Origin of the sequence: Sphingobacterium sp. JUb20 (assembly GCF_004342035.1) — a bacterium.
Lineage (GTDB): Bacteria > Bacteroidota > Bacteroidia > Sphingobacteriales > Sphingobacteriaceae > Sphingobacterium > Sphingobacterium anhuiense.
This window is the reverse complement of the sequence record NZ_SLYV01000017.1, coordinates 32,082-55,553: the sequence shown is the minus strand read 5'-3', so window position 1 is coordinate 55,553 and position 23,472 is coordinate 32,082. Positions and strand designations below refer to the sequence as shown.

The following is a 23,472-nucleotide window of genomic DNA, read 5'->3' as shown; positions in this document are numbered from 1 at the left end:
ACGCTATAATAGCATTTCGAATAATGTGAAAGAATTATTTTGATAATGAGCAGGCATATCAATACCTTCTTTAATACGAACTACATCGACAATTGTAAAACCACAATTCTCGTAATATTGATTCAATCGCTCATTTCCCGCTGTAGTATCCATTCTAATAAAGAATTTACGCCGCTCTCTGGCCAGATCCTTAACAAACGCTATAATCTTAATAACGAAATTCTGACCTCTAAAAAGTGGGTTTGTAGCGATACGGTGAATATAAATTGCCGGATCTTTGTCTTTCTCTTGCCATATAATAGGATCTGAAGTTGTTAATAAAAAGACACAAGCGATTTGATTATCCAGAACAATCTTATAATGTTGTCCATTTTTTATCTCTTCAAGTACAGCTCGAGCGTCAAATCCTTTCCAATTCACTTTTCCTAAAGCATGTTGATAGGCAATTGCCTGCTCATACAATTCCATATGTGCAGACAAGTCGTGAGGAGTACTTTTTTCTATAATCATGCAATTAAAATATAGTTTTCCTTATAAATATAGATGATTAAACCACAATATTGTCCATTCATAAGTTTTTTCTGTCACATTATAGTTTTATCTTTGATGCATGACTATTGAAGAACTAAAAGAATATTTTAATACGGTTTCATTACCAAATGAAATACAAATTACCGTGGATATGCATATCTTTGATTTACCTAAATTTCTGCAGGCAAACTTAGCGGCACTTGATCGCTGGAACAGAGAGTTAGAAAAATGTCCTTCCTATGTGCGTTTAATAAACTTAAAGAAAGCTATTGAAAATCAATAAATAAGAACTGTATCATTTTAAAATTAAAAATCGTGTTATTGTTGCAACAAGCTATGTTGAGTTGCGGTAAAAATATTTCTGAAGACAATGTTCATTTCCTGTTCGCGTTGCGCCGCGACTATCCCGCAACCAGGAAATAATTCCACAGTATTATTTTTAATTACAGACACAAAACTCCGGCTTGCAACTGCGATCTTCTCATAAACATCCCGGTTTTCAAAACCCTGCAATATATTATCCCAAGATTGTTCTTTCAAACAATAAATCTGATTCTTACGTTCATTAAAATCGGATTGCATCTCGTCCAAACGTTTAAACAGATTTTTACCTTTGTCTTTTAACCAATCTGAATCTTGAGATTTTACAATATAATACTTTTCAACAAGATCTATAAATCGGTTATACATCCCGATAAAATTACTAAGCAAGGTTAATTCCGCAAAAGGAATGAATGGATACCGATACAGAAGATCAGGCCAGGTACTTTCAGATTCATTAATCAAAAAACTACGAGAGTTTCCCACAAAATGATTTTCAACAGAAAAACTATGGCTAGCCGTGCATTCTAATCCAAAAGTATCCCAATCATAATGAATCAATACATCATCCCGGTCAAAAAAGAACGAATGGATCATTTGCTGACCGTTTTTATCGAGCACAGGTTTACCATCTTCCGTAATGATACAATTTGCGGTAAAATGACTTAAATGCGGAGCTCCAGTAGCATATTTCCAATGGCCATGAATACGATATCCCCCATCCGCTCTTTCTGCATATCCAGATGCTCGTCCACTTCCTCCTAAACAAACTGCCGGATTTTGAAAAATTTCTGTTCCTATTTTCGGATCAATAAAACCGACAAATAAATTAGCTCCCGAACATAAAGTTATTGTCCATGCCAAACCACCATCATGATAGGCCAATTCTTCTAAAAATTTCATTCCATCCAAAAGAGTTAATCCCAGTCCCCCAAGAGATTTCGGAACCCAAATTTTAAACCATTTTTCACTAATTGCCAAATCTAACTGCTTTGCAGTCATCTTTTTTAAAGCAATTGCCTCGTGCTGTTGGTCTTTTATCAGATTAATTTGATCTTGAGTAAGTATCATATGTTAGTTCACGTTTAAGAATTCTCTTCCAGTTAAAATAACCAAAGAAAGCCATCACAAATAAAAATACAGTCAATGCTGCGAATAGTAGTAAATCTTTATGATAAAGCAAAGGAATCGCCATGAGATTACTAATATTTAATAATATCCAATTTTCTATTTTCCGCTTTGCCAGCAACCACATGCCTGCCCATGCAGTACAAGATACCAAGGCATCCCATAGCGGAACATCTGAATCTGTAGCATGTAACAATCCGAAATAGAATACGGTAAATCCTATAATACATATCAATACAACAATAATCCAGTCCTTACGTGATGCAGTCGATATGATATGTTGATGATTACTATTTTGTTGCCAGTAAATCCAACCATAAATACTCATTAATAAGTAATACATGTTCAAGGCAATTTCACCGTATAGTTTTGCGAAATATAAAACGTAAATGGATATCACAATACCAGAAATACCAAAAAGGTAATTAATAGGTTTATTGGACTTTGCAAACCAAACCTGCAATATACCAAAGCCTACTGCTAGCCATTCTGCGAGGGATGTAGCTTTAACCTGCTGAAAAAAATCGTTTAAAATTTGATTTAACTGCATTTAATATGTGTGTAAAATAAAAACAATACACACTTAGGGAGTCGCTATAAATGCACGATTTGTGAAATTAAAATCCCTACGCCAGCATTATCCGGATCAGGTATATAACAACAATTGCTCACTGTGATGAGCAATTGTTGTTATTGGGTATAATCTCAGCCTGTAACAGTAAATAATACTTCAAGCACCCCATAAGTATGGTGAAAAGAAATTAATCTTTAAAATTCTCTAATTTTAATGCTGTATGTGTACGCTTTCTAGTGGCTTCACATAGTTCAACATTATCATTTAATGATTGCCCATGTGAAGGAATCATTTCACGCAATTTCTTGCGATATTCGTCTGCTTTTGCACGTTCAGGAAAACATCTTTTCAGTAATTTAATCATGATAGCGACAGAAGTCGATGCTCCTGGTGAAGCTCCTAGTAAGGCTGCAATAGAACCATCTGCTGCGGATACAACTTCTGTTCCAAATTCAAGAACACCGCCATGTTTAGCATCTTTTTTGATTACTTGAACACGTTGACCAGCAACCTCAATTTTCCAGTCTTCTAATTTTGCCGTAGGCATAAACTGCTTCAAAGCATCCAATTTATCTTTTGGACTCTTCATCACCTCAGAAATCAAATATTTAGTCAAATCCATATTATCCCGACCTACGGATAACATCGGTTTAATATTCGACAACTTAATCGATGCAGGTAAATCAAAGTAAGATCCTTGTTTTAAGAATTTAGTAGAAAAACCAGCATATGGACCAAATAATAAGGCCTGCTTACCATCAATATAGCGTGTATCAAGATGTGGAACAGACATCGGAGGAGCACCGATAGATGCTTTACCATATACTTTAGCGTTATGATCTCTAATAACATCCTCATTCACACAACGTAACCACTGTCCACCAACTGGAAAACCACCATATCCTTTTGATTCGGGAATTCCAGATTTTTCTAACAGCAATAAAGAATGTCCACCAGCACCAATGAATACAAATTTAGCATTAATTGTTCTTTTCTCTCCAGTTTTCAAATCCTTAACTTCCAACTCCCAAGTGCCATTGTCATTGCGTTCAATGTCGCGGACTTCTTGTGTAAGATGTAATGTAATATTATCTTTTGCATCTAGATGTTGTACCAAATCACGCGTTAGAGCGCCAAAGTTCACATCAGTTCCTAAGATCATTTTCGTTGCCGCAATTTTATCATCAGCAGGACGACCTTTCATCATAAGTGGAATCCACTCATTCAAAACAGCTTTATCTTCGGTATATTCCATGCCTTTAAACAAGTTATTCTTGGATAGTGCATCATATCTTTTACGAAGAAAATCAATATCTTTTTCGCCAAAAACAGCACTCATATGAGGTACTGAGCGAATAAAATCTTCAGGTTTTGTTATGACCCCTTTATCAACTAAATAGGTCCAAAATTGTTTGGAAACCTCAAATTGTTCTGCAATGCTGATTGCTTTATCAATTTTTACAGAACCATCAGCTTGTTGTGGGGTATAATTCAACTCACATAATGCAGAGTGACCAGTTCCAGCATTATTCCATGCATCCGAACTCTCTGCTGCAACAACATCCAAGCGCTCTAAAATCTCTATTTTAATATCTGGGCTTAACTCATTGATAAGTGTGCCCAAAGTTGCGCTCATGATACCTGCGCCAATTAAAACGACGTCTACCTCTTTGGTATTTTTTGTTTTTTTACTCATGTCTTCGTGATTGATGCAAATTTAATATAGATTTTTATATTAACGCAATCCTTTTGTCAAAAAACTGTACTTTTTAAAATCACTTATTCAAAAATACCATACTATTATTAAGAATTCCCTAACACAGCCATTTTTATGAATAGCTGCCACATTACAAATAGTAGTATTATAATATCCTGAGGAATGTTAATTCAAATTATTATTTAGAATTAACGAATTAAATTGATCCGAGTGTTGCGATTGTAGTATACTTTTAACATTTTTGCAAGCACCCTTATTACATATAATACATAAGAATGAAACTACTTGAAGGAAAAACAGCTCTAATTACTGGAGCATCAAAAGGAATAGGAAGAAAAATTGCTGAAGTATTTGCCCAAAACGGTGCAAATGTAGCATTCACATATTTATCATCTGTGGAAAAAGGCCAAGCTTTAGAGCAAGAACTTCAGGCTTTTGGAACTACTGTAAAAGGTTATCGTTCAGATGCATCAAAATTTGATGAGGCTGAAAAACTCATCAATGATATTGTTTCAGATTTTGGAACTATTGATGTGGTTGTTAATAATGCTGGAATAACAAAAGATGGTTTGTTAATGCGCATGACTGAGGAAAACTGGGATGATGTGATCAATGTAAATTTAAAATCAGTATTCAATGTCACTAAAGCAGCTTCTAAAATCATGATGAAAAACCGTAAAGGATCTTTCATCAATATGAGTTCAGTAGTAGGTATACAAGGAAATGCTGGTCAAGCTAATTATGCAGCTTCTAAAGCTGGTATTATTGGTTTCTCTAAATCAGTGGCAAAAGAATTAGGCTCAAGAAATATTAGATCAAACGTAGTTGCTCCAGGTTTTATACGCACAGAAATGACCGATATTTTAGATCCTAAAATTGTTGCTGGATGGGAAGCTGGTATTCCTATGAAACGCGCAGGTCAAGCAGAAGATGTTGCAAATGCATGTCTATTTCTTGCATCGGACCTTTCAACATATGTCACAGGACAAGTATTGCCTGTAGATGGTGGTATGGTATAATATATATATATAATACATATAAAAAAGGTTCTTGAAGTGATCAAGGACCTTTTTTTATTGTAAAAGCTTTTATATGTCTATATTTGCACTGAAATTTTAATCGTATGAACTGGGATCGGGTATTTGCTATTCAAAATGAAACAGAATTTAATGAAATTTGCTTGGAGACTTTTCATTTTCAAATGGAAAACACAAGCATTTACAGACAGTATGTGCAATATCTAAATAAGAAAATTCATACAATAGATCATTACACGAAAATTCCGTTTCTCCCAATCGAACTGTTCAAATCTCAAAAAATTATAGCTGACAACTTCAGTCCTGAGATGGTATTCACAAGCTCAGGTACAACAGGAATCACCACAAGTAAGCATCTGGTGGCTAAAAAAGAAGTATATGAAAAAAGCTTTCGCACTGCTTTTGAACAATTTTATGGAAAAATAGACAACATTGCCATTTTGGCGCTACTTCCATCCTATTTAGAACGAACAGGTTCTTCATTGATCTACATGATCAATGATTTAATGCAACATAGTCAACAACCCGAAAGTGACTATTTTTTATACAATCATGAAGAACTTTATCAAACGCTTATACAATTAAAAGCAAGAGGCACGAAAACCTTGCTATTCGGTGTGACATTTGCACTTCTTGATTTTATTGAAAAATATGAATTGACATTTCCGGAGTTAATCATTATGGAAACTGGGGGAATGAAAGGAAAACGTAAAGAAATGGTCCGTGAGGAAATTCATGATTTATTATGTAAAAGCTTTCAAGTTCCAGGAATACATTCGGAATATGGAATGACTGAATTGCTATCACAGGGCTATTCATATGGTAACGGGATATTCAGACACCCCAACTGGATGAAGATCTTAATTCGGGAAACAAATGATCCGCTAACTCTTGCTGAAAATAAAAAAACAGGCGCTATCAATGTTATTGACTTAGCAAATCGATATTCGTGTTCTTTTATTGCAACCCAAGACCTCGGAAAAATCTACGATGATGGATCTTTTGAAGTCTTAGGTCGCTTTGATCAAAGTGATATACGTGGTTGTAATCTTCTCGTCCAATAAGTTTTATTTTAAGCTGGGATCTTGAAAGGTATTTCCAGCTTGCATATCACCAGAATCATAACCTTTCTTAAACCAAGCTCGTCTTTGAGCTGAGGTACCATGTGTAAAAGAATCGGGTACCGCATAGCCTTGAGCTTGTGTTTGTAATTTATCATCTCCAACTGCTTCAGCTGCCGCCATACCATCTAAAATATCATTATAGTCAATCTCGATATCAGATAATTTATTAACATGATGTGCCCAAACTCCTGCATAAAAATCAGCTTGCAACTCGGTCATGACAGAAATTTTATTATTTTCAACTTCACTTAATTTTCCCCTCATGCTGTTTGTCTGAGGTAAAAGTCCCACTAATTGTTGTATATGATGTCCTACTTCATGTGCTATTACATAAGCCAGAGCAAACTCACCTTTAGCACCAAATTTGGTCGTCAACTCTTGATTAAAAGTTAAATCTAAATAGATTTTATGATCTCCAGGACAGTAAAAAGGTCCGTAAGATGCTTTTCCTATTCCACAACCATTGGTTTCGGTACCTCCATCATAAACAACTAAATTTGTAGGTTCATAATTTTTACCAAGCTGAGTCTTAAAAAGATTTGTCCACACATCCTCAGTACTTGATAAAACGATACGCGAAAAGTCTGTTAATTTAGTCTCCTCTGCACTAATTTCCCGTGGCTGTCCAGTCTGCTCCGTCCCCGTCATATTTTGAGCCTGCTGTAATAATTGAGATGGATCTCCTCCCATTAAAAAACCAATTATTAAAACAATAATCCCACCTACACCGCCCAAAGTTAATTTTTGACCACCTGACATTCCTCTCCTATCTTCGAAGTTGTCACTTTTTTTACCTCCTTGCCATTTCATATTGATATCATTTAAGTTAGTTTCAATTAATATTAAATAAGATACACATTTTATCGTGTACAGCATCGCAAATTATATTCCAAATTATTAAGCATTTTTTGATTTGTTATGTTAACCTTTTATAATTATAAATATTCATTATGTTTGCACCTAAATCATTTGCAACTTATCCAAAATTTAAATGAAACTAGAAAATCAACTATTCGAGAGAGCGGGAAATAAATGTGAATTGAGTCAAGCAACTGATAATTTAACATTATATACATTGCCCCCTGACTTACAAGCTACAGCTGAAAACACGATTGTTGTTTGTCAGAAATGTGCCGATCAGTTAAATAAAACAACACAATTAGAAGCTGAATATTGGAAATTCCTGCCCGATACCATGTGGTCTGAAGTACCAGCAGTACAGGTAGCTGCGTGGCGCATGTTAAATCGTTTAAAAAACGAGGGTTGGGCTTCTGATGCGTTAGATATTTTGTATCTGGATGAAGAAACATTAGAATGGGCAAAACAAACAGGAGATCATGAAAATGATGGATATGTCGAGTTTCATTTAGATAGTATCGGTCAACAATTATTTGAAGGGGATTCTGTAGTCCTTACGAAAACATTGGATGTAAAAGGATCATCTATCCGGGCGACTTTAGGTACAGTCGTGAAGAATATTAGACTTGTGTTCGATAATACAGAACAAATTGAAGGAAAAATCGATGGTCAGACGATTGTGATTTTAACAAAATATTTAAGAAAGCAAAACTAAAAAAATAAGGCTACAATTTGATTGTAGCCTTATTTTTTATTTCTGTTTCGGATAATCACGCATATGCGCAAATTCATAATTTGGATGTAACTTCAGACTATCGATTAAATCACTTAACATTTTCTGTGCTTTTCTTGTCTGAAACATATCATCATGCATCAACAGAACAACGTTATTCTTCGAAAATGAGGTGCCGTTACGTAATCTATTATTAATCTGACGATATATAAAACTCACCGATTCGACTGGCATACCAGAAGGTTTACCCTTTTTCCATTCACAGTCCCATCCCATAGAGCGGTAACCATTTTGATATAATAGATCGGCAGTACTTGAACCACTTTGCATATCAATACGTTTACGATCTGCAAAGTACCAAATATTACGTCCTGGTAGACGGACAATCTTATGTTTAAGATTCAGTTCTTTTTCATTTTTATCAAAGTCCTCATACGCTGATTCTGCGTTGCTATAAAAATAAGTAAACTTATTATTTGCATGATTGTAACTGTGATTATAACAATCCACCAGCGGATTGTTCATATAACGTTCATAATATTTATGCAACCCCTTACTCATTCGGTCATGCTTTCCAATTAAAAAAGCATTAATCTTAATATTCTTTGCTGTAGCTATTGAATCAATAAATTGACTGCCATTTAAAGGTCCATCATCAAAAGTCAAATAAATATAACGAGGAGACACAGAGTCGGTTAATAATTTCGCCGTATCAACTTCATGATGAAGAATACTCTTTTTACCCTTTACAGCAATTGTATCCTTTTTAATCTCTTTCTCGACAGTATCTTTATTTAAATCATCGATATCATCTATACTATCAACAGTTCCAATAGTAACCGAATCTGTCTTTTTACTCCCACCTTCATTGCACGATTGTAATGCAAGAGATGTTACCGATAATAATCCAAGGAACAACCCCAGATTGAATGCTTTCTTCATGTTATAATTCACTATTAACCCTACACATAAACCACTAAAGCTGCTATTTGATAGCTAATGATTTAAACGATGTAAAAGTAAGATTAAATTTAACAGAAATCCAATTTTATGAAACCTTTTTTCTTTTGGAATAAAAACATTTTTTCATCAAATGAGTTATAATATACTATTTGATCAAAGAAAATGCTTTCAAACCTTCATTTAAATAGGCCAGATAAGTAGTAGCATCATAATCAGCACCTTTTGGTTTAACCAAAACCTGACGGTTTGCAGGATTCATAAGCACATAAAAAGGTTGTGAATTGGATTCAAACTGACTTGATTGTAAATAACTCCACTTACTTCCAATTGTCTTCAACAATTTTCCCGAACTTGTTTTTTGTTGATCTTCAACAGCAAGCTCAGTGCGGTCATCAACATAAAGTTGGATGATAACGACATTATTTGTCAAAAATGAGCGAACCTGCACATCTGTCCAAACAGTAGCTTCCATTTTCCTACAATTAACACAAGCATGGCCTGTAAAATCAAGCATAACCATTTTATGATGGGTTTTAGCATATTGTAAACCCTCCTCGTAATCAAAAAACACATTTAAGCCCAGAGGTGCATGAAATAAATCTGAATATTTGCGTTTAGAAACGTCTGTTACATGCGATCCACCAATCAATGAGCCTTGATTTAAATCAAAGTCCTGCGTGCTTTGTGGTGGTAAAAAAGCAGCTATTGATTTTAAAGGAGCACCCCATAATCCAGGAATCATGTATACCGTAAACGATAGTACAATAATAGCTATGAAAGTACGGATTACTGACAAATGTGGCAGATTACTGTCATGAGAAAATTTGATTTTTCCAAGTAAATACAGTCCCATTAAACCAAATATAACAATCCATAAAGACAAAAAGACTTCACGGTCGAACCAGTTCCAGTGATAAGCTAAATCAACATTAGAAAGAAATTTCAATGCAAATGCCAATTCTAAAAATCCTAAAACAACTTTAACACTGTTAAGCCAACCACCTGATTTAGGCATGGCTTTCATAGCACTAGGAAATAATGCAAAAAGAGCAAAAGGTATAGCTAATGCAAAAGAAAATCCAAACATACCTACAGCCGGACCTAACAAAGCTCCACTTGTAGCTGCCTGTACCAATAAAGTTCCGATAATAGGTCCAGTACAAGAAAAAGATACTAAAGCTAAAGTTGCCGCCATAAAGAATATACCAGCCCATCCGCCTTTATCAGATTTTGCATCCATCTTATTTACCCATGAACTTGGTAAATTAATTTCAAATGCCCCCAAAAAAGAAGCTCCAAAAGCAACCAACATTAAGAAAAAGAAAAAATTAAAGACACCGTTCGTTGATAAAGCATTAAGGGCATCCGAACCAAAAATCATCGTTACCGCTAAACCAAGAACAACATAAATAACTATAATAGAAATTCCATAAAACAAAGCACGAATAAAAGATTGCGATTTATTTTGATTTCCCTTTGTGAAAAAACTGACTGTGAGCGGTAACATGGGGAAAATACAAGGCATTAATAGGGCAGTAAAACCGCCTAATAATCCTGCTAAAAATATTCCAAGTAGAGATTCACTACTTGCATGCTCTTCTGTTGTGATTACAGCCGTAGTTTTCTTAAGATTCTGTGCAGTATCAACAACTACAGAATCAGTCGAAACTTCAGAAATACCACCATCAACGAACTCCAGTTCGTCCATCTTAAGTAAAGTATCTGCCTCCTGAGCATGCGCAAAAGCTGGAAGAAGAACTATTAAAAGTAATAATTTTATGATGAATCTTTTCATAAATATTTTAATTATAATGCCGAGTGACAGGTTACAAATTGATTAAATCTAATTACAATGGGATAAATCCCATTGTAATAGATTCTATTTAAATATAAACATAGTGCCTAATACGCGATTAGGCTGAAACAAACTTTATAGCGATTCAGTATTAAAAAGAGATTTTGCTAACCTACTGATAGGTTTAAATCCAGTGAAAGCGAGATCTGTTGATATATATCCAGCTGCTACAGGTTGTTCTCTTACTAAATCTGTACTCAAATATTTCTTATTATCGTCGCACAATAAGGTGACAACAACAGCTTCTTCCCCTAATTGCTCTTTTAATTTAATTGCTCCAATCACATTCGCTCCTGAAGAAATTCCTACAGCTAAGCCCAATTCTTTTGCTAATTTTTGGGCCATTATAATAGAATCACCATCTGAAGCAGAAACGATCTCATCCAACTCGTCCATTTTCACAATAGCCGGAATAAATTCATCTGAAATACCTTGAATACGATGCGAGCCAACCTTATATCCAGTAGACATCGTTGGACTTTCAGCGGGTTCCAAAGGATGAATCTTTACATGAGGATTTAAGCTACGAAGATGACGGCCTACTCCCATAACCGTTCCTCCCGTGCCAACACCAGCAACAAAAGCATCTGCAACTAAACCTTGCGAGGCTAACTGTAAACCAATTTCACGACCAGTCGTTAATTCATGAGCTTCGGCATTGAATTTATTTTCAAACTGTCTGGGCAAAAACACCCCTCCTTGCTGAGCTAGTTTCTCACTTAATTCAATACTCCCCAAAAAACCACCGTCTTCTTTACTAACCAACTGAATATCTGCACCCATACTTTTTATAATATCGATGCGTTCTTTACTCAACCAATTGGGCATAATAATTTTCACTTGATGTCCTAAAGCTTTACCAATAGCAGAAAAAGAAATACCTGTATTACCGCTAGTAGCTTCTATAATAACATCGTCAGGCTGAATTTGACAATTCATGTAAGCTTTATACATAATATATAGCGCCATACGGTCTTTGATACTCCCTGTAAGATTATAATTCTCGCATTTCACATAAATCCTCCCAGCTTTCCCTTTATATGAGTATTGCAACTCCAGCATAGGCGTGTTTCCTACTAAACACCATAAATGTTTAAATCTACTATCAAGCTCAGGAGACAAACATTTACTAAACATCAATTCGTTATTCATGATTTATTATTTTAAACAATATCAGTCTACAATCATTCGAAGATCTAATATTATCAGCAAAATTGACATAAAACAAAATAATATTCACTACATAAAGATTAAATCAATAAATTTTATCTAAATAATGATATATTTAAGAAATATTACAGAATCAACCAATTCATTACATTCATATCAATAAAAAATACAAAATGATGCTTGATGAAACCGACACTAAACTATTAAGAATTTTACAGCATGACGCTACACTTAGCAATAAGGAACTAGCATTTAGATTGCATAAATCTATCGCCGCTATACATGAGCGTGTAAAAAAACTGAAACAACAAGGCTATATTAAAAAAACTGTTGCTATTCTTGACCGGCAAAAAATAAACATGGGTCTGATATCTTTTTCACAGGTATTCTTAAAAGCACATACAGCCGAGGTTTTAAATGAATTTGAAAAAGAAGTTGCTAAATTTCCGGAAGTTATGGAATGTTATCAGATGGCTGGATCCTATGATTTTATGCTTCGAATAGCAACTAAAGATATGCAGGCCTATCACGAATTTTTAAGGTACCGCTTAGCCGTACTCCCACATGTGAACACCGTACAAACCTATTTTGTTCTATCGGAAACTAAAAGTGAAACAGCTTATCCGATTTAAAAAAATAGTTTTAATTAAAAAAGGGAGAAAACTACAGCTTCCTCCCTTTCAATTAACATATAAAAAACTATTCACTATCTTCTTCCATGTCCCTCACCTCTTTCTGAGTGACGATCGTGGCCTCTTTTATCATTTCTCTTGTCCGATTTTCTATGCTCCGATCGATCTCTATGATTTTCATGTCGCTCGACACGATGATTATCATAACGGTCATTGTGACGTGGACGATCATAATTACTTCTATGGTCTCTTATACTTACCTGATTTCTGCGATGAGCATAATGACCATAATCTCTTCTGTACCGATCGTGATGTCTCCAGGGATCTCTATCATTGACAACGACTTTATAGGTATTATAAAAATTAAAGTTACGGTATCGACTAGGCAAGCTTCTACTGGTTACCCATCTTCTACCATGATAATGCGTATAACGGCGATTGATTACATCATAATATACATTAATTTCTGGAATATAATAATACCTTACGTAATCATACCCCACTGGGCCCCAAGAAGGTTGATTACCAATGTTAATACTCACATTAACTTGTGCAGCAGCAGGTTTAACAAAAAACAAACCGCCAACTAAAACCGTCAAGTAAACTAATTTTTTCATACCTGCTCCTCCCTTTATTTATGTTTTTCAATTATTTATAGGTAGGACTCTATATTTTATAATAAGATTAATGAAAGGTTGTTAATATTTGTTAAAACGTTAAAATAAACTCAATATCAACGTGTTAAAATATCAATTTAACAATTATAGTCCAGCTAAGAAATTCTTAAATATTTATATAAACACGATTCATTTAAAAAGAAAAAATCATTATTTACTTTTGTCCTATATTTAAATCTTAATATGGTGACAAAACAAAATACATTTTGCCATTGCGGCAATTCACTTCCTTACGAAAATTGTTGCAAAAAAATTCATTTAGACCAAAAAGAAGCTAAAACTGCAGAACAATTAATGCGTGCAAGATATAGCGCATTTGTTGTTCAAGATATTGATTTTTTATATACAAGCTTTCATTCTGAAACACGCAAGTTGCAAAACAAAATAGAAATTGCAAGATGGGCAAAGGAATCAAAATGGATGCAGCTCCGCATTTTATTTAGTAATTCCAATATGGTCGAATTTGAGGCACATTACTTGGATTCGGAGTTAAATTTACAGATTCATCATGAAAGATCCACTTTCAAACAAGTGGATGGAATCTGGTATTATGTCGATGGTAAGTTTATTTCATAAAAAAGGGATCTTATATTTGTTATAAGATCCCTTTTCTGGCTTTTAAAAGACATAATACTATCCCTCTAATTCCGGTTGGCCATGATCATCTCTGTATGGGGCCTCTTCGTCAAACTCCCCCTCCCATTTAGCAACAACAACTGTAGCTAAACAATTTCCGATCACATTGACCGAAGTTCTGGCCATATCCATCAACTCGTCAATTCCTAATATAGCCGCAATCACAAATGTTGGTAAACCAAATTGATCAGCAGTAGCAATTAATATAATTAATGATGCTCTGGGAACTGCGGCAACCCCTTTAGAAGTAATCATTAATGTAAATGCGATCATTAACTGCTCTCCAAAAGTCAAATGTATTCCAGCCGCCTGAGCAACAAATATTGCTGCCAAAGATAGATACAATGACGTTCCGTCCAAATTGAAACTATATCCCGTAGGAATAACAAAAGACACAATCTTACGAGGTACTCCAAATTTTTCCATAGCAGACATAGCCTTGGGCAAAGCTGCATCTGAACTTGTAGTCGCAAATGCAATAGAAACAGGTTCTTTAATCGCATTAATAAACTTTAATACAGGGATTTTCAGATAAAGTGCAACAGGCAACAATACAAAAGTTAAGAAACCTAATAATGCTAAATACAAAGTTGCTAACAACATAAATAGATTTTTCAGAATATCTACCCCCAAATGACCAACTGTAAAAGCCATTGCGGCACCAACTCCGATTGGAGCAAAATACATGATTAAGTTCGTAAACTTAAACATTGTTTCTGAAAGGCTTTCCGTAAAATCAACCAATGGTTTTCTTTTCTTTTCATCAACCATTGCTAATCCAATACCAAAAAGAACTGAAAACACCACGATCTGTAAAACTTGATTGTCATACACTGCTTTTACAATATTTTCAGGAAAAAGATCTCTAAAAAATGCCGTAAACTTATAGACAGGGTGAACATGATCTGGTAAAGTTTCTAAAATCTGTGCGTCATTACTTATTTGCGTTTTTGGCAGTTCTTCATGAGGCATATGTGCAACATCAACACCAACCCCAGCTTTAGTCAGATTTATAGCCCCAAGGCCAATAAAAATAGCGCAAGTCGTAGCACAAAAGAAATACAGCATAGACTTCCAGGCCATACGACCAACCTGTTTCAAATCAGAATGACCAGCAATACCATAAACTAACGTTGCAAACAAGATCGGTCCTACGATCGTCTTCACCAACTTAATGAAACCTTTACTTAGCGGTTGCAATGATATGGCAATATTTGGAAAATCTAAACCCACAAAAATACCCAAGATCATACAGGTCAAAATCCAAGTTGTTAGATTCTTCCGAACAAGAGCATTAACAATCAACACAGTAGCAACAATCCATCTTACTGCCATTAAAAATGATGGAGAAAAATTGACCCAACTAAATTCGTAACATATCGCAATAAGTGCAGCAATTGTCACCGAAACAAGGGTAATTAGCCCCATTTTTGATTTATACATCGGCAAACTTTTTATAAGGTAAAGTACAAAAATAAAAAAATACTAGGCTTTCACAAATATTAATATGGCAGATTATAATAATAGCAAATTTATTGGATACTTGAAGACATAAAAAAAGGTAGAATATGTACATATTCTACCTTTTTCAAAATTTTATTTTAAAAGCGATGCTTTTATTCAGCGTGTAACCAGGCTTTCTTTGCTAATAGCTCCTCTTCAGATTCACGAACCTCTTCGTCATCTACACAGCAGTCTACTGGACAAACAGCTGCACATTGTGGTTCATCATGAAAACCAACACACTCTGTACACTTGTCCGAAACAATGTAATATACTTCATCTGATACAGCAGCTTGAGAATCGTCAGCATCTAACGTTACTCCATCGCCAAAATCAATAACTCCATCTAATGCCGTCCCATCTGAGAATTTCCAACTCACTCCAGCGTCATATATTGCATTATTTGGGCACTCCGGTTCACAAGCACCACAGTTAATACACTCGTCTGTAATTTTAATCGCCATTTATAACCTCAAAATTATGATAAAAAACTATTTTTGTACTATCATTTATACAATCAAATCATTTTACACGTTTAAATACTAAGAGTAACTTGGTTTCGCTGATTGTATTAATAACACAAATATAATACAAATTTGTGTATACACGTTTATTAATTTTTACATTTTGACAAAGAAACAACGATTAGAAGGTTTTGCAAAACTTGCGAACTTATTCATTAATGATAATGCAGAGCTACAACATTTAGTTACAACTGCTCATCATAAAAATGCATGGTATACCGCAGAACACGTTAATAAAGCCTTTACTTCTTGGAAAGCAAATTTAAACCTTGAGCTATTAGAAAATTGGCTATCGCCATATCCTGATATTGAAAGTGACAAAATTGTAGGTTTAGTCTTAGCGGGCAATATACCTCTTGTAGGTCTTCATGATATATTATGCGTATTGGTCGCTGGTTTTAAAGCACAGATTAAGGTTTCTTCAGACGATGCTCTTCTAACAACTTACGTGATTCAGAAATTGATAGAAGTTGAACCAAGATTTAAAGATCGCGTGCAACTAGTAGATAGATTAACTGATTTTGATTTAGTGATTGCAACAGGTTCCGACAATTCTTCGCGGTACTTTGAACATTACTTTGGAAAAAAACCAAATATTATTAGAAAAAACAGAAACAGCATTGCCATCATTACAGGTGAAGAATCGCACGAGCAACTAAAAGCTTTAGGCCATGATATCTTTGATTATTACGGTCTGGGATGTCGTTCTGTATCTAAAATATTTATCCCAAAAAATTATGATATAAGTCATTTCTATGAAGGAATTGAATCTTTTAAAGATGTGAACACGCATTATAAATACAATAATAATTACGATTATAACAAATCCATTTATTTAATAAATGGTGACAAGCATTATGATAATGGGTTTTTATTATTAAAACAAGATGACAAAATAGCATCACCCTTAGCTGTGGTTTATTTTGAAGAGTATGATAACTTAGACAATCTTTCCCAGCACTTAAATACATTATCAGACAGCTTACAATGCGTTACATCAGAAGCACCTTTAACGATCAAAACACCAGCTTTTAAATTCGGTGCCGGACAAAATCCTGCTTTAGATGATTATGCTGATGGTGTCAATACACTAGAATTTTTATTTGCAAACCAGTAAGCATAGCCTTATATTCGTGGAAGGATTTTTTGAAATAAAAAGTACTAACTTTGTAAATAGATGTATATAATCAAAGTAAAAGGAGTTGCCAAAATCCCTGACTATGTTCAATTAAGAGATGATTCATTCACTCTTTTAGCATATTTTAGGGTTGATCGCCCCGACAAATCTTTGGACAAAATTGGTCTCGGAGACAAGTCAGCGTACATTATGCAAATGGTAAAGGAATTGCCATTTGGACAAATAAAAAAATTAGAATTATAGTTCAATGTCTGGAAATACAGTAATCACATTAAAAAGCGTCGATATCTACCAACAAAAACATTTGGTCTTATCGAATGTGAATTTGAATATCAATAAAGGCGAATTTCTTTACCTCATTGGTCAATCAGGAAGTGGAAAAAGTAGTTTGCTAAAAATAATCTATGGCGATTTATATATTGGTAACGGAGAAGGACTAATTGCAGGTTTTGATTTAAAAAAACTGCATGAAAATGATGTCCCCTACCTGAGACGTAAGTTAGGAATCGTTTTCCAAGATTTTCATTTATTATCAGATCGCTCTGTAGAGAAAAATTTAGAATTTGCACTTAGAGCCACCGGCTGGAAAGATAAAACGCAAATTGAACATAGAATGCTCGATGTGCTTGAAAAAGTAGGACTTCGCTCGAAATTAAAAAAAATGCCTCATGAACTTTCAGGAGGAGAACAGCAACGTATTGTTATTGCGCGAGCGCTCCTTAATAATCCGGAAATTATATTGGCCGATGAGCCAACAGGAAACCTTGACCCTGCTACTTCTGAAGAAATTGTATTGCTTTTACGGGATATCGCTTCTTCTGGAACAGCAGTTTTAATGGCAACTCATGATTACCAAATTATCCGTAATATGCCTGCACGCATCATCAAAACCGCTGATGGGGTATTGCTAGATCAAGTAGAAATATAACTGTCAATACTGACAGAAATCCTGATCATCCGACATTTTGTTAGTCCATTCTCCCGGTTACTGACAAGCTGTCGGATTTTTTCATTTTGGCAACAACTTTGACTGTAATTAGATTTTAGAGAAAGAACATTAGTTTCCCACATAGAATTTAGAAGAAATGAGCGAACAAGAGAATAATAACGAGACGATTCAAGATCCTATTGAGGATAATACAACGGAAAATCAAGAAGAGACGATTGAACTTTCTGTTGAAGAGAAATTAAGTGCTGAAGTAGCAGAGGCAAAAGATAAATATGTACGTTTATCAGCAGAATTTGATAATTATAGAAAACGTACAAGTAAAGAACGTGTTGAATTAATTCAATCTGCTGGAAAAGATGTGATCACAAAACTATTATCAACAGTGGATGATTTTGACAGAGCTTTAAAAGCAATGGAAACAGCAACAGATGTTGAATCAATAAAAACTGGTATAGAGATCGTCAATAATAAATTCAGACAAACTTTAGAACACCAAGGTTTAAAAGAAATGGATGTAGTAGGTAAAGAGTTTGATGCTGATTTACAAGAAGCAATAACGGCTATTCCAGCTCCTACTCCAGATTTGAAAAATAAAGTTATTGATGTTATTGAAAAAGGTTACTATTTAAATGATAAAGTAATCCGTCATGCTAAGGTAATTATAGGTCAATAAGATAAAAAAGATGTCAAAAAGAGATTATTACGATATATTAGGTGTAGCTCGTGGTGCAGATGAAAAAGAAATTAAATCTGCCTACCGTAAACTTGCCGTAAAGTATCACCCGGATAAAAACCCTGGTGATCATGAAGCTGAAGAAAAATTTAAAGAGGCTGCTGAAGCATATGATGTATTAAGCAATCCTCAGAAAAAACAACGCTATGATCAATTTGGTCATGCGGGTAGCTCTGCTTCCGGAGGCGGTTATGGTGGTGGCATGAATATGGATGACATATTTAGCCAATTTGGAGATATATTTGGTGGAGGTGGTCATCCTTTCGAAAGTTTCTTCGGTGGCGGTGGCGGAGGCTCAAGAGGAGGCCGTCGTGTTGCTAAAGGAACAAATCTTCGCATTAAAGTAAAATTAACACTCGAAGAAATTGCTAAAGGTGTTGAGAAAAAAGTAAAAGTAAATAAACAAGTAAACTGTCATACCTGCGATGGTAGTGGTGCAAAAGATAAATCATCTTTCCACACTTGTAATACTTGTGGCGGCTCAGGATCTGTTCGCCGCGTAACCAATACAATCTTAGGCCAGATGCAAACGACAAGCACTTGTCCTACTTGTAATGGTGAAGGGGTAGAAATTACCGCAAAGTGTACTACATGTAGAGGTGAAGGATTAGAAAGAGGTGAAGAAACAATTGCGATCAACATTCCGGCTGGTGTAAGTGAAGGTATGCAGCTTTCAATGAGTGGAAAAGGGAACGCAGCTCCTCGCGGAGGTGTTGCCGGCGATCTTATTATCCTCATTGAAGAAATTCCTCATGAAGCATTAAAAAGAGATGGTCTAAATATTATTTATGACCTATATATTAATTTTGTAGATGCTACATTAGGAACAAGCGTTGAAGTTCCAACGATTGATGGTAAAGCAAAAATTAAAATTGAACCAGGAACCCAGGCTGGCAAGATATTAAGACTAAAAGGAAAAGGTATTCCTGAAGTCAATTCTTACCACAAAGGTGATCAATTGATTTACGTGAATATCTGGACGCCTAAAGCGGTCTCATCTGACGAAAAAGAGATTTTACAGAAATTGAAAGAATCACCGAATTTCAAGCCACAACCTGGTAAATCTGAAAAATCATTTTTTGAACGGATCAAAGAATATTTCGACTAGAAATATTAAATAATAAAATAATTATAGGACCATATGTCAGCACTGACATATGGTCTTTTTTTGTGTCATAATAAAAACTGACATTTTATCATAAAAAGTTAAATCAATATAAATATCAAAATATATGATAAATTATTTTTTCATAATGTCAATTTTTAAACCTCTGAAAACGTTTTAATTACGATTAACACAATTTATCAATACATTTCTATGACATTGAAAAATCAATTTGGTATCTATATTGATAATATCAATCAAATAGTCAAAAGGTTTGACTATGGATATTGTAAAAACAAACTTTAAAAAAAATGAAAAAATTATTACTTACTCTAACAGCAGTAGCTGGTCTAACTTTTGCATCTCAAGCACAAGAATTTGGTTTCAAAAAAACTGACTTTATTGTAGAAGGTAATTTCTCAGCAAATACAAAAAATAATAAAACAGCTGAAAAGAAAGAAAACTCATTCAACTTCAATCCTTCTGTAGGTTATTTCGTATCTGATAAAGTTGCAGTTGGTTTAGATTTCAACTTTGGAAATTTAAAAGCAACAGACTATTCTGGTACTAACGATACTTACAATAAATCAAGCAACTTTGGAGTTGGTGCTTATGGTCGTTACTACTTTTTAGATTTAGGATCACGTTTTAAAACTTATGCGCAATTGGCAGCTGGTTATCAACAAAGAACTGGAGAAGTTAACAACGGTACAACAACTACAGACATTCCTAAAGTTAAAGGATTTGGTGCTGGCGCTGGTTTAGGGATGAATTACTTCGTTACTGAAAACATCGCGATCAACTTTGGTTTAACAGACTTATTATCTTTTGGTACAGCTAAAGAAGATGGCGGTAAATCTTCAAACGAATTCAATGCTAACATCAACAGTTTTAACAACTTTTTTGATACAGCTAAATTTGGTTTAACTTTCAAATTCTAATCATATTTGAAAATAAAGAAAGAAAGGTCCGTCTCAATATAGACGGACCTTTCTTTTTTAAACATAGCGCTTGATGATACGCAGCTTATGCGTGTATTTATTCCAATCCCTATTAAATATTCCCTCTTGATCCATCCTATCTATTCGAACACGGGAAGAAGCGTGAATAATGGTTTCAGAGTCCAGCATAATACCAACATGATTTATCCTACCTTCTTCATTATCAAAAAAAGCAAGATCACCAACTTGAATCTCTGACAAAAAGTCAACTGTCTGCCCTAATTCAACCTGTTGATAAGCATCCCTTGGTAAGGAAATACCAAAGGATTGATAAATCAATTGTGAGAAACCGGAGCAATCAATTCCAAATTTAGATCGCCCTCCCCAAAGATAGGGTACATCCCAGTATTGCTTTGCGAGTATTGCAACCTGCTCGATGAAGTCTTCTTGCTCAAAATGCAGTTCAATTGCATTAAGCTCTACTAAATGATCTACTCCAATATAAGGAAAATCCCTTCGTACAATAGTTCCATGTAAAAGCTGTATACAAAGATCATTATTGATAAGATGCCCCCCATCAAAACCGATCTTTACCTTACTTAACGACTGGTACTCCTCATACTGATCATCTGTTATTGCTAAAAATTGCCCATTCTGTATCCAACCAACATAAGAGTCCATTTCAGTACGAACTTTTGTCCAGTCCTTTGATTTCGTCAGTATTTCGAAAGCTTCTCCAAACAGCAATTGAGAAATCATTTCACTCCGATGTGATTCCTCCGCCCGCAATGGTACAATTGTTAAATTACATATTCCAAATTCCATATTTCTAAAACAAAAAACCGTATATTCAAGTTATTAATATGTACGAATATAAACTTTAATATCAGAACCATGGATACCAATGTTGTAAAAATAACGAGAATATTAGTTGCTGTGGACGATGAACCATGTTCACATAAAGCGATTTCCTATGCTAAAGAAATGGTTAAAAAATTTGAAGCTTCAGTAGCTTTAGTGACGGTTACCTCTCCCACTTCTCCTGCCAGCTATGGTGCAGATCCGCTGTTAGGTCAACAACCAATCATCATACCCGAAGTATCGGAAATAGAACAGCAGAATGCTCAAAAATACTTAGAAGAACTAGGACAAGAGTTCGAAGGCGCTAATGAAGTTTTCTTATTCAATAGAATAGGCTCGGTAAAAGAAGAAATACTAGCCACTTCTCATGAGTGGTCAGCTGATCTCATCGTAATGGGATCAAATGGTAGAACAGGGTTTGATCATTTTATCTCGGGCTCCGTTTCTGAAGCTGTAATTAGAAAAGCAACATGTCCTGTGCTCGTTGTACCGGGTAAATGTGAATAAACTAATTCAAATCTAATAGTTCTATAATTATAAAAGCCATTTGCGATATGCAAATGGCTTTTATAATTATAAATTTCTTATTTTATTAAAGTTTGATTAAACGGGCAACAAACATACTATCCGCCTTTTCATAATATCCTTTTAATACTTTATAAGAATGGAGACTATACCCCAGTTCTTTTTGAATATAAGCAATCACCTCCTCATTTTCTTTCTCAAAAACAGAACAAGTGATGTATACCAAAGGTTTACCCACTTTCAAATGCAATGAAACATTTTTAGCAATTTCTTTTTGCAATGTGGCAAACTCATCGATCTTCTTTGCATTAAAATAACTCATATTTTCAGGGCTACGACCCCAAGTTCCAGAGCCGGTGCATGGAGCATCTAAAATAACTCCATCAAAAAGCTCAACTCCCAAAATAGGGGTAGTATCTTTCGTTAAATCAACTATTTTTTTTCGATAAGCTTTTATACCAGCCCTTTCAAAACGTTCATCTAAATTACGCAGAATGCTCATACGAACATCTGAAACCAATAAATTAGTAGTCGGATGTTTATCTAGGAACAATAAAGCCTTACCACCAGAAGCGGCACAGGCATCCCACCAATTTTCTTTCGGCAAAGCATCCATAAATTCAAGGGTCCGCTGAGAAGAAAGATCTTGCACTTCGATTACACCATCGAGATCCTTAAACCGCTGTAGTGAAGTTCCATTTGCTAAAGCAACAGTTTGTTCCGTTATAAATTTATAGCCGATCTGTTCCGCTTCAAAAATAGCTTTCACAAACTTTTCCTTACCTTTTCTAATCCGAATAAATAAGTCAGGTTGCAAGAATTGATTTTGTATAAAATCAACCTGATCTATCGCAGATGAAAGGTAATTTTTAAAAGGAAAAATGGTATCAAGCTCCAATAATTCTAGTTTTTTTAAAAAAGCTATTTTTTCTTCCAATGATAGGCTTAAATTCCAATCAGGTTCAAATAAAGCGACAAATGGACTTTCTGTTTCACATAAGTACTCCGCAATGATTAATCTTTTTTGTTGAGAAAGCTGCGTTGCCCCCTTACCCAATCGAAAATAATTATAACACAACCGGGAAGTCCATTTTCTGTCCTTTGATCCCATTTGCTTATTAATTTTAAAAAATGAAGTTAGATAACGAGCAAACGGCTCATTCCCTTCATAACCATCCATTGCTCTTTCAAAATTACGAATTTGCTGCTGTACTCTTTTTTCACTAAAATCACTCAT

26 protein-coding genes are annotated in these 23,472 nt (G+C 34.7%); 13 read left to right on the top strand and 13 right to left on the bottom strand.

Going from position 1 to position 23,472, the window contains the following annotated elements:
• Positions 1-3 precede the first annotated feature (3 nt).
• Entirely contained in the window at positions 4-510 is a 507-nt protein-coding gene (locus tag EDF66_RS23135; RefSeq protein ID WP_132845408.1) for a GNAT family N-acetyltransferase, read from the bottom strand.
• 100 nt (positions 511-610) lie between these two features.
• Here EDF66_RS23135 and EDF66_RS23130 point away from each other — a divergent pair, with 100 nt between their 5' ends.
• Positions 611-814, top strand: coding sequence for a DUF6965 family protein (locus EDF66_RS23130; RefSeq protein WP_021190787.1), 204 nt, complete (start codon positions 611-613; stop codon positions 812-814).
• A 35-nt stretch (positions 815-849) separates the two neighbouring features.
• Here EDF66_RS23130 and EDF66_RS23125 read toward each other — a convergent pair whose 3' ends face one another.
• From EDF66_RS23125 to EDF66_RS23115, 3 genes are all read right to left on the bottom strand, one after another.
• Positions 850-1,923 carry an acyl-CoA dehydrogenase gene (locus EDF66_RS23125; protein WP_132845406.1) on the bottom strand — a complete coding sequence of 358 codons (1,074 nt, stop codon included), beginning with the start codon at positions 1,921-1,923 and terminating at the stop codon, positions 850-852.
• On the bottom strand, positions 1,898-2,530 hold the full coding sequence (gene pnuC / locus EDF66_RS23120) for a nicotinamide riboside transporter PnuC (RefSeq protein ID WP_132845404.1): 633 nt from the start codon (positions 2,528-2,530) through the stop codon (positions 1,898-1,900). Before pnuC ends, EDF66_RS23125 begins: the two co-directional genes overlap by 26 nt.
• Before the next feature lie 211 nt (positions 2,531-2,741).
• A complete protein-coding gene (locus EDF66_RS23115; RefSeq protein ID WP_132845402.1) occupies positions 2,742-4,250 on the bottom strand; it encodes a malate:quinone oxidoreductase in 1,509 nt (502 codons plus the stop codon).
• A 296-nt stretch (positions 4,251-4,546) separates the two neighbouring features.
• Here EDF66_RS23115 and fabG point away from each other — a divergent pair, with 296 nt between their 5' ends.
• Positions 4,547-5,290, top strand: a complete 744-nt coding sequence (gene fabG / locus EDF66_RS23110) for a 3-oxoacyl-[acyl-carrier-protein] reductase (protein WP_132772767.1) — start codon at positions 4,547-4,549, stop codon at positions 5,288-5,290.
• A gap of 104 nt (positions 5,291-5,394) precedes the next feature.
• The gene (locus tag EDF66_RS23105) at positions 5,395-6,372 is read left to right on the top strand and encodes an acyl transferase (protein ID WP_132845400.1); all 978 of its coding nucleotides are present in this window, start codon (positions 5,395-5,397) and stop codon (positions 6,370-6,372) included.
• A 3-nt stretch (positions 6,373-6,375) separates the two neighbouring features.
• On the opposite strand, the gene EDF66_RS23100 is transcribed toward EDF66_RS23105, so the two are convergent.
• On the bottom strand, positions 6,376-7,242 hold the full coding sequence (locus tag EDF66_RS23100; RefSeq protein ID WP_132845399.1) for a neutral zinc metallopeptidase: 867 nt from the start codon (positions 7,240-7,242) through the stop codon (positions 6,376-6,378).
• 181 nt (positions 7,243-7,423) lie between these two features.
• On the opposite strand from EDF66_RS23100, the gene EDF66_RS23095 reads away from it, so the two are divergent.
• Positions 7,424-8,005 (top strand): PhnA domain-containing protein, encoded by a 582-nt coding sequence (locus EDF66_RS23095; RefSeq protein WP_132845397.1) that lies wholly within the window; start codon positions 7,424-7,426, stop codon positions 8,003-8,005.
• Between the two features lie 36 nt (positions 8,006-8,041).
• On the opposite strand, the gene EDF66_RS23090 is transcribed toward EDF66_RS23095, so the two are convergent.
• The 3 genes from EDF66_RS23090 to EDF66_RS23080 form a co-directional block, all read right to left on the bottom strand.
• Positions 8,042-8,965, bottom strand: coding sequence for a polysaccharide deacetylase family protein (locus EDF66_RS23090; RefSeq protein WP_132772798.1), 924 nt, complete (start codon positions 8,963-8,965; stop codon positions 8,042-8,044).
• Positions 8,966-9,131: 166 nt separating this feature from the next.
• Positions 9,132-10,781, bottom strand: coding sequence for a protein-disulfide reductase DsbD family protein (locus tag EDF66_RS23085; protein ID WP_132845395.1), 1,650 nt, complete (start codon positions 10,779-10,781; stop codon positions 9,132-9,134).
• 135 nt (positions 10,782-10,916) lie between these two features.
• On the bottom strand, positions 10,917-11,993 hold the full coding sequence (locus EDF66_RS23080; protein WP_165902507.1) for a PLP-dependent cysteine synthase family protein: 1,077 nt from the start codon (positions 11,991-11,993) through the stop codon (positions 10,917-10,919).
• 191 nt (positions 11,994-12,184) lie between these two features.
• Between EDF66_RS23080 and EDF66_RS23075 the strand changes: the two genes are divergently transcribed.
• Complete coding sequence (locus EDF66_RS23075; RefSeq protein WP_021190798.1) at positions 12,185-12,643, top strand: Lrp/AsnC family transcriptional regulator; 459 nt, start codon at positions 12,185-12,187, stop codon at positions 12,641-12,643.
• Positions 12,644-12,717: 74 nt separating this feature from the next.
• Here the strand turns inward: EDF66_RS23075 and EDF66_RS23070 are convergent, their stop codons facing one another.
• Positions 12,718-13,260: a hypothetical protein gene (locus tag EDF66_RS23070; protein WP_021190799.1), complete on the bottom strand. Its 543-nt coding sequence runs from the start codon at positions 13,258-13,260 to the stop codon at positions 12,718-12,720.
• 243 nt (positions 13,261-13,503) lie between these two features.
• Between EDF66_RS23070 and EDF66_RS23065 the strand changes: the two genes are divergently transcribed.
• Positions 13,504-13,896, top strand: coding sequence for a YchJ family protein (locus EDF66_RS23065; RefSeq protein ID WP_132845393.1), 393 nt, complete (start codon positions 13,504-13,506; stop codon positions 13,894-13,896).
• A gap of 57 nt (positions 13,897-13,953) precedes the next feature.
• Here EDF66_RS23065 and EDF66_RS23060 read toward each other — a convergent pair whose 3' ends face one another.
• Both EDF66_RS23060 and EDF66_RS23055 read right to left on the bottom strand, forming a co-directional pair.
• Positions 13,954-15,399 carry a dicarboxylate/amino acid:cation symporter gene (locus EDF66_RS23060; protein ID WP_132845391.1) on the bottom strand — a complete coding sequence of 482 codons (1,446 nt, stop codon included), beginning with the start codon at positions 15,397-15,399 and terminating at the stop codon, positions 13,954-13,956.
• A gap of 173 nt (positions 15,400-15,572) precedes the next feature.
• On the bottom strand, positions 15,573-15,923 hold the full coding sequence (locus tag EDF66_RS23055) for a 4Fe-4S dicluster domain-containing protein (RefSeq protein WP_021192235.1): 351 nt from the start codon (positions 15,921-15,923) through the stop codon (positions 15,573-15,575).
• Between the two features lie 163 nt (positions 15,924-16,086).
• Here EDF66_RS23055 and EDF66_RS23050 point away from each other — a divergent pair, with 163 nt between their 5' ends.
• From EDF66_RS23050 to EDF66_RS23025, 6 genes are all read left to right on the top strand, one after another.
• Positions 16,087-17,100, top strand: a complete 1,014-nt coding sequence (locus EDF66_RS23050) for an acyl-CoA reductase (RefSeq protein ID WP_132845390.1) — start codon at positions 16,087-16,089, stop codon at positions 17,098-17,100.
• Between the two features lie 60 nt (positions 17,101-17,160).
• On the top strand, positions 17,161-17,364 hold the full coding sequence (locus EDF66_RS26375) for a fructose-6-phosphate aldolase (RefSeq protein WP_132772807.1): 204 nt from the start codon (positions 17,161-17,163) through the stop codon (positions 17,362-17,364).
• A gap of 4 nt (positions 17,365-17,368) precedes the next feature.
• Positions 17,369-18,049, top strand: coding sequence for a cell division ATP-binding protein FtsE (locus EDF66_RS23040; RefSeq protein WP_021192237.1), 681 nt, complete (start codon positions 17,369-17,371; stop codon positions 18,047-18,049).
• A gap of 157 nt (positions 18,050-18,206) precedes the next feature.
• Complete coding sequence (locus EDF66_RS23035; protein WP_021192238.1) at positions 18,207-18,743, top strand: nucleotide exchange factor GrpE; 537 nt, start codon at positions 18,207-18,209, stop codon at positions 18,741-18,743.
• 10 nt (positions 18,744-18,753) lie between these two features.
• The gene (dnaJ, locus tag EDF66_RS23030) at positions 18,754-19,911 is read left to right on the top strand and encodes a molecular chaperone DnaJ (protein ID WP_021192239.1); all 1,158 of its coding nucleotides are present in this window, start codon (positions 18,754-18,756) and stop codon (positions 19,909-19,911) included.
• Between the two features lie 308 nt (positions 19,912-20,219).
• Positions 20,220-20,849: an outer membrane beta-barrel protein gene (locus EDF66_RS23025; protein WP_031289748.1), complete on the top strand. Its 630-nt coding sequence runs from the start codon at positions 20,220-20,222 to the stop codon at positions 20,847-20,849.
• A gap of 57 nt (positions 20,850-20,906) precedes the next feature.
• On the opposite strand, the gene EDF66_RS23020 is transcribed toward EDF66_RS23025, so the two are convergent.
• On the bottom strand, positions 20,907-21,674 hold the full coding sequence (locus EDF66_RS23020; protein ID WP_132845388.1) for a C40 family peptidase: 768 nt from the start codon (positions 21,672-21,674) through the stop codon (positions 20,907-20,909).
• A 69-nt stretch (positions 21,675-21,743) separates the two neighbouring features.
• Here EDF66_RS23020 and EDF66_RS23015 point away from each other — a divergent pair, with 69 nt between their 5' ends.
• Positions 21,744-22,217, top strand: coding sequence for a universal stress protein (locus EDF66_RS23015; RefSeq protein WP_132772813.1), 474 nt, complete (start codon positions 21,744-21,746; stop codon positions 22,215-22,217).
• A gap of 85 nt (positions 22,218-22,302) precedes the next feature.
• Here the strand turns inward: EDF66_RS23015 and EDF66_RS23010 are convergent, their stop codons facing one another.
• Positions 22,303-23,472, bottom strand: coding sequence for an RsmB/NOP family class I SAM-dependent RNA methyltransferase (locus EDF66_RS23010; RefSeq protein ID WP_132845386.1), 1,170 nt, complete (start codon positions 23,470-23,472; stop codon positions 22,303-22,305).